The 6,848-nt window shown below is 39.9% G+C and carries 10 protein-coding genes; 2 read left to right on the plus strand and 8 right to left on the minus strand.

Annotated features, from left to right (window positions below; all coding sequences use genetic code 11):
• Positions 1 to 266 (minus strand): lysozyme (locus ACFILY_RS08805; RefSeq protein WP_375637879.1); only part of this gene is annotated, 266 nt, incomplete at its 3' end.
• 244 nt (positions 267 to 510) lie between these two features.
• On the opposite strand from ACFILY_RS08805, the gene ACFILY_RS08810 reads away from it, so the two are divergent.
• Both ACFILY_RS08810 and ACFILY_RS08815 read left to right on the plus strand, forming a co-directional pair.
• The gene (locus ACFILY_RS08810; RefSeq protein WP_375631818.1) at positions 511 to 1,419 is read left to right on the plus strand and encodes a type II restriction endonuclease; all 909 of its coding nucleotides are present in this window, start codon (positions 511 to 513) and stop codon (positions 1,417 to 1,419) included.
• Position 1,420: 1 nt separating this feature from the next.
• Positions 1,421 to 2,347 (plus strand): DNA cytosine methyltransferase, encoded by a 927-nt coding sequence (locus ACFILY_RS08815; protein WP_375631819.1) that lies wholly within the window; start codon positions 1,421 to 1,423, stop codon positions 2,345 to 2,347.
• A gap of 58 nt (positions 2,348 to 2,405) precedes the next feature.
• On the opposite strand, the gene ACFILY_RS08820 is transcribed toward ACFILY_RS08815, so the two are convergent.
• From ACFILY_RS08820 to ACFILY_RS08850, 7 genes are all read right to left on the minus strand, one after another.
• Complete coding sequence (locus ACFILY_RS08820; RefSeq protein ID WP_375637878.1) at positions 2,406 to 3,707, minus strand: phage late control D family protein; 1,302 nt, start codon at positions 3,705 to 3,707, stop codon at positions 2,406 to 2,408.
• A complete protein-coding gene (locus tag ACFILY_RS08825; RefSeq protein WP_039760481.1) occupies positions 3,704 to 3,928 on the minus strand; it encodes a tail protein X in 225 nt (74 codons plus the stop codon). Before ACFILY_RS08825 ends, ACFILY_RS08820 begins: the two co-directional genes overlap by 4 nt.
• The gene (locus ACFILY_RS08830; protein ID WP_375637877.1) at positions 3,925 to 4,305 is read right to left on the minus strand and encodes a phage tail protein; all 381 of its coding nucleotides are present in this window, start codon (positions 4,303 to 4,305) and stop codon (positions 3,925 to 3,927) included. The genes ACFILY_RS08825 and ACFILY_RS08830 overlap by 4 nt, the downstream gene beginning before the upstream one ends.
• 5 nt (positions 4,306 to 4,310) lie before the next feature.
• On the minus strand, positions 4,311 to 6,377 hold the full coding sequence (locus ACFILY_RS08835) for a phage tail tape measure protein (protein ID WP_375637876.1): 2,067 nt from the start codon (positions 6,375 to 6,377) through the stop codon (positions 4,311 to 4,313).
• Complete coding sequence (locus ACFILY_RS08840; RefSeq protein WP_081486138.1) at positions 6,374 to 6,445, minus strand: GpE family phage tail protein; 72 nt, start codon at positions 6,443 to 6,445, stop codon at positions 6,374 to 6,376. The genes ACFILY_RS08835 and ACFILY_RS08840 overlap by 4 nt, the downstream gene beginning before the upstream one ends.
• A 38-nt stretch (positions 6,446 to 6,483) precedes the next feature.
• Positions 6,484 to 6,771: a phage tail assembly protein gene (locus tag ACFILY_RS08845; RefSeq protein ID WP_375612344.1), complete on the minus strand. Its 288-nt coding sequence runs from the start codon at positions 6,769 to 6,771 to the stop codon at positions 6,484 to 6,486.
• Positions 6,772 to 6,773: 2 nt separating this feature from the next.
• The coding region (locus ACFILY_RS08850) for a phage major tail tube protein (RefSeq protein WP_375631908.1) at positions 6,774 to 6,848 on the minus strand (75 nt) is incomplete at its 5' end.

A 6,848-nucleotide genomic window follows, 5' to 3' on the forward strand; every position in this document is an offset into this window, starting at 1 on the left:
GACACTAACGCCGCAAATTGTTCATCCGTTAATGAAACCGTAACAGCGCGTTCAACGACATTTTCAAATTGTCTTAAATCTTGGCAAAGAATTTCTTCAGCTTGTTTTTCAGTGATTGCCATGCCTTTATGAACAAAAGGTTTTCCAGCACTGTTTGTATGTCCATAACCTATTGTCCACACCCCAATGGCATCTTTATAGGCGTTCAAACGCAAACCTTCCCATTGTTTGATAAGTGCTAGTCCTTCTGATGATATTTTTCGCATATGATTCTCCATAAAAAAAGCCCCGCAAAAGGCGGGGATGCGTGAAAAATATGAAATGAACGTCTTTCCCTCTTAAAGGACGGTAAGAAATCTACTCAACAAAAAGATATTGAAAAAGCCGTTCAATTAGTAAAAAAATTAACTTCCTCCTCGCCTAAAGGACAGGTAACGGACAAAAATATCATTGGTTAAAATTTAGAATCTGCTAATCAGTTATACTTGTCTAATCGTAGGATTTAATGCAATGACTGATATAAGATACAAAAACTTAGAAGATTTTTGTGGGCTTGATGAGGAAGAAAAAAAAAGCTTCGTAAACTTTCTCAAGAAAAGAAGAAGTGAACTGATTTCACCTACTGATGAAATAGTAAGTCAAATAGTACAGGAAAATAAACAAATTATAGATGAGTTGCTCAAAAAAGAGGAAGTTTCTAAAACAATTTTTAATATGCGAGAATTATCGTATTCCGCATTGTTAAAGCAAGAATCTACTTTCAATTCTGCGATTTTGATGGAAATTAGCCATCAGTTTGAGATGCCTAAAAGAATTATTACTGAATTAAGTTTAAAATTATTTCGGCTTAACATTCAAGATTCTCACAAATTTAACGAGCAGCTAATAAATTGTTTTGGCCAATATGCAGGAAAAATTATTCCATATATTTATTTATTATGTCTTAGCAATACACAGTCACGCCGTTCACGTGCGGGAAAAACATTTGAAGAAATTATTTATTTTTTATATAATCAATTTCGATATCGTTTCGAAGCTCAAAAAAAAATCGGAAAAGAAACATTTCAAAAAGCCGGTTTGGGTAAAATGGTTGATTCAGTACTACCGAGCATAGAGCATTTTAAGAAAAGACGCGATAAGGCTATTATTGGCACAATGAAAACCACTTTGCGTGAACGTTGGCAAGAAGTTATTGAAGAGCAGTCAAGATCTCAAGTTCCTAACATTCACTTACTGACAGTTGATGATAAAATCTCTGTAAATAAAATTGAACAAATGAACAAGCATAACATTGTTGTCGTCGTACTAAAAACAGTTAAAAATCAAGAAAAAATATTGCATAACCACAGCGTCATAGATTTTGAAACGTATTTTTTAAAAGAACTACCTGAGATGTTTAATTATTGGAAAAATCAGTAAAATGTTTAAACTAATTGACTTATTTGCCGGCATTGGAGGAATTCGTTTGGGTTTCGAGTCTGCATTTGGCTTAGATAACGCCCAATGTGTTTTTACATCAGAAATTGATAAATACTCTATTCAAACTTATCGACTTAATTTTAACAACGATCACGTCCATGGCGATATTACTCAGATCAATGAAGAAGAAATACCAGAGCATGATATTTTATTAGCAGGCTTTCCTTGCCAACCTTTTTCGCAAGCAGGCTTGAAGAAGGGGTTTGCGGATGCACGTGGAACTTTATTTTTTGATATCAATAGAATTTTATCACATAGGAAGCCTCGAGCATTTTTATTAGAGAATGTTAAGCAATTAAAGGGGCATGATAGGGGACGTACTCTCTCTAGTATTATAAAGCATTTACAATCAAGCGGTTATAAAGTTTTTTATGATATCTTAAAAGCACGGGATTTTGGAGTTCCTCAGAATCGTGAACGCATATATATCATTGGTTTTTTAGATCATTCGATAGATTTTAAATTTCCCTCTCCCATGAATATTAAAACAAGGGTGGGAGATATTTTAGATAAAGAGGTTGATGAAAAATATACAATTAGTAATGCTCTTTGGCATGGACACCAACGAAGAAAAGTTCTGAATAAACTGAAAGGAAAGGGATTTGGTTATGGGCTTTTCGATGTGGAATCGCCATACACAAATACACTTTCTGCACGTTATTACAAAGATGGAAGCGAAATACTTATAATGCAGGATAATAAAAATCCTAGAAAACTGACGCCAAGAGAAGCAGCACGCTTGCAAGGGTTTCCTGAAAGCTACCAGATTCCAGTATCTGATACGCAAGCCTATCGCCAATTTGGAAACAGTGTGTCTGTTCCAGTTATTAAAGCTATCGCATTGCAGATGAAAAAATATCTGTCGTAAACGTTCATTGACCTTCTTCCCTAAAAGGGACAGCACAACGAATGACCTAAAGTTGATATTAATCCTCATCCATATGGATAACGCCTTCGCCTTCGTCGCATGCGTTTTGTGGGGCGTTTGGATCAAGGGTATCATCCTTGTCTGGTGTTGTGTTTGCAACGTTTCCAGCTGTGTCTTCTTGGGCTTCATCAAAAAGTTCGCATTCTATTTTTGTGGTGTAACCACCCGTTTTATCAAGTTTGTGCTTAACACTTTTGATGCGCCATTCTGCTGGAATATAGGGGCGGAAAGGGGGCTCTTGAACAAGCTTTGCTTCTGCTTGCACAAAGGGATCACCGCCGATATCACATGAGAAAGAAGACTTACCGCGTGATGATTTATTGCGATAAGCAGCAATGGCCGCAACAGCCTCTGATTGGTTATGGTAGGTGTATTTGAGTTCATGAAACGGCGGATTACCAACTTTGACTTCTTTTTTTTCACCACTGCGTAAATCATGATAGGTTGCGAGAACACCGCCTTTTTTCTCTTTGTCTTCTTCTTGCTTTTCCGATTCTTTTTCTGCTTTTTCTGATTCAGATGATGATGCTCTGTCACTGTTATCCATATGGATAAAGTTTTCATCATCATCAATCTCTTCTGGTTCTCGTGCATCAGCCGCGGCTTTTTGGTCGTCTCCCACATCTGTTTCTAAGCCATTGGCTGCACCTGCTTCATCACGCGCACTGTATTTAAAATCCCAAGAGGTGCAATGTTTTTCATGGATAACAACTATGGGGAGTGTTTCACCGGTGATGGCTTTGCCTTCACCCCGTTTGGCGAGCACAAGTTTGCCATCAACGGGCTTTGCTACCGCATCATATTCCCCTGCGAGGCGTGCAGCAAAAGCCATATCACTTTCCGATGTTTGATCAATATGACGCACAACGATTTTTGCAAGAGAAGGATCAACCTTTGGCGTATAGCCATTACGCTCTGCTATCTCTTGAACAATACTGCCAAGGGTTTGCTGGTGATAGGATTGGCTTTTTGGGGTTCTGTAAGACGTGTTCATTGATGCGGCGCGCCCTGTCACGCTTAAGCTTTGTGGTGGGCTGCTTACAGAGATTTCGTCTATCAGATAGGATCCCATATCGCGGTTTTTCCCGCCTTCATAGCCAAGTTTTATGGAAATAACTGTCCCGATAAGAGGAATATCAAGAAAGCCGTTATCACTGTCACGTGCGCGGTCATCAAGCTCTATAGTGATACGATCACTTTTGTTTTCTGCTTCATCGGTAATTTCAATCGACAAAACATAGTCCATCAGCATTCTTGTGATGTCCTCTCCATTTGCCAGAACCGTGCAAAAAGGTTTCATGATTGACTGCCCCAAATTCTGATTACCGGTGTGGCTTTCGGATAGGGGAGGGTTGGCAAAACGATTGTGATGCCTGCTTTTAAGATGGGTCCATAGTCTGCAAGACCAAAATTTGCTGCATAAACGCGTTCAACAGCAAGCGCTTGCTGACCTTTGGCATAGTATCTCCAGCAAATGGCATCAACCATATCGCCTTCTTTTGTCACGTAAAGATCACTCATAGCTCTTCACCATATTCTCTCAACTTTATTGTAAATTCTTGTTTTTTGGGGGTGCCATTATGATGAAAAACGCTTTGTTTTTCCTCTACAGAAAGAATGACAAACTTACCTAAGATTTTGCCTTGACCGGTCACAAGAATGTGAGGTCCCATATGCGCTATTTGTCGTAAATATTCGAGCTGTCTGTGACCACCTTTGAAATCTGGATAAATCACGCCTGCTAAAGAAAATTCCGCATTTGCAACAGCAGGCAATTGAAGAGCAGCCTTTCTCCCCAATCGTCCTTGCTCTACCCATGGAACCCCATAAGACATATCAAGTGTTTGATAAGCTGCTGTTTCAATCGAAAAAATAAAACCACCCAAAGCTAACATCATGGTATTTAATCCGAAAGGCTAGAGGCTATGGCTAAACGTTGCTGTTTTGCATAGCGTTCAAGTGCTTGATTGACAGCGTCTCTGATTTCGTCCTTGAGACCATTGGGGACGGAAATATTTAGATTTGTAATGGTTACACGGGCGTCTACTTCAACGGGCTTATGAACCGTAATTGGCTTTGGCGCTTTAAAAGCACCTACTTTATTTGTTGCCTGCATTTGTCCTGTTTCAACGACACTTGTATTAAAACCACTCTTGCGTTTTTCAGGTGGGGTATTTGTAACCACTACTGTATCAACCATTCTTTTTGCCTGTGTATTGGTTTCTTCGGTAAAGGTTTTAATGGTCTGCGTTGAAGTCTTGTCTATTGAAACATTAAACCCTAACTTTTCTTTCACCCAATTAGGCATCCAACTGGTTAATTTCTTCATCATATTGCCAAAACCGTTATACAGATCATCCCATTTGCTTTTGATGCCCTCCCAAAGCCCATTAATAAGATTGGAGCCTATTTCCATTAAATCGACACCAAACAGCCATTCAATGAGTTCATTGATTTTTTTCGAAATCCAAGTCAGTGGTGAAAAGTTTTTAAAGAACGTCAAGAGGTTATTGAAAACATTACTACATAAGCTGTAAAAAGAATCCCATAGCTTGCTTATAAAGCTTATGACTGTATCCCAATGTTTGTAGAGCAGATATCCGGCAGCAACAAGAGCTGCAATGCCACCAATAATCCAGCCAATAGGTGTGGTCATGATTGCGATACCAAGCGATATAAAAGCAGAACTAACGGCAGTTATTGCTGGAATGAGTGAAGCTATAAGAACTGCCCCAACCGCGGCTAAAGATGCTGCTACCCAACCATTGAGTTTGTCCCAATATTGATAGAGGACAAAGAGCGCTGCAATGCCACCCATTAACCAACCGATAGGTGTCGTCATAATTGTGATACCAAGGCTAACAAACGCTGTTCCTACGGCTGCTAATGCGGCAATGAGTGGACCAAAAATGAACGAACCAAGTGCCACAAGTCCTACCTTAAAGAGGGTTATTTCACCAATCAGAGGTTCTAGCCATTGGAACCAGCCTTTAATCCTCTCTGTGAGATCACTGATGCCTTTTCTTAAATCAGAGGTAGGATTAAGCAAATCATTAAGGACTTTTTTTAAGGTTTTTGCCCAGCTCGCAACGGTTGTTTGGATGAGGTCACGGTTTTCATCAATCAATTTTGAAAAACCGTCAATCATATCATTAATCACGGGCATGAAACGCGCGCCAATAAAGCTCGCGATACCGCCTATTTTTTTCTTAAAAGCACCAAGCTTGTCACTTAAATCTGCTGCATAGCGTGCAACATCGGCACCTATCAGCCATTTTCCTTTTCGCGCCTTTGCAAACAGTTCTTTAATGGGTGCCATGCCTTGTGCAAGCATTGTCGCCATTTCTTTACCATCACCCCCAAACAGCAGAGCGGCAATATGCTGTCTTTGTGCTTGGCTTTTCATCTTACTCATCTTGTCGGTAATTTCTTCTAACAAGACAGAAGTGGATTTGAGTTTTCCAGAAGTGTTTTTGACAGAAATGCCAAGCGCTTCAAAGCCCATCATGCCTCTTTTTTGTCCAGCATAGGCTTGTGCTGAACGCCTATTTAAAACCGCTAAGGATTGTTGAAAAAGTTCGGCAGAAGTGCCTGAATTATCGGCTGCATCACCCCATAATTGAAGTGATGCAACACTCATATTTAAATGGTGTGATGCGTGATAAAGACTATCTCCCAGATGCATGGTTTTCATGGTGAGGGCGGCTACACTTGCCACAAGACCACCACCAGCAAGCCCTAAGACACCGGTAAAGACTGAAGCACGACTTGCCGCTGTGCTAAGAGCACTTTGAACGCCATGAAGGCTTTTTGTCATGTTTTTGACAGCAGCAGAAAAGCGCGGAATACCCAAACTATGTGAGAGTGTTTTTGACAATGTATTAAATTGTTTTTGTACACGTTTAAGAGGTGTGGTGAGTTCGTCTTCAAGAGACAATTTCACCTTTGCATCAGCAACTTTTTCACTCATTTTGTCTTATACCTTTCTGCTGCTTGATTTCGCCAGAATATGAGTTCTTGCGGTTCCATTTCCATCATCTTTGAAAGGGACCAATGGAACACAATGGTAATATCGGCTATGAGTTTAGCGGCGGTTTCCCAGTCGAGGTATCCCGCCGCTTGATAAAAGACTCCAAAATCTCTCCAATGCTCGACAAGTCATTAATATCGAGTTCTCCAACCGCTTCATGTGCCCATCCAGAAAGGCGTGCAATCATAGCGATTGTTTGCTCTATGCCTTCTTTTTTGTCGATTGCTTGCACATCTTTTGTTTTGGGGCGCTGTAAAGTAATTTCGGTGTGCTCTTTTCCTTCAAAAGTAACAGGTATCAATAATTTATGTGTAATGCTTGTTTGTACTGTCATTTTTATAATCCTATATTTTCTCTATGGTCTGCGAGTTGATTGACGCCATTGAATTTTCTCACCAAGTTGAGGACATC

This window comes from Bartonella sp. CL25QHWL (genome assembly GCF_042195335.1).
Classification (GTDB): domain Bacteria; phylum Pseudomonadota; class Alphaproteobacteria; order Rhizobiales; family Rhizobiaceae; genus Bartonella.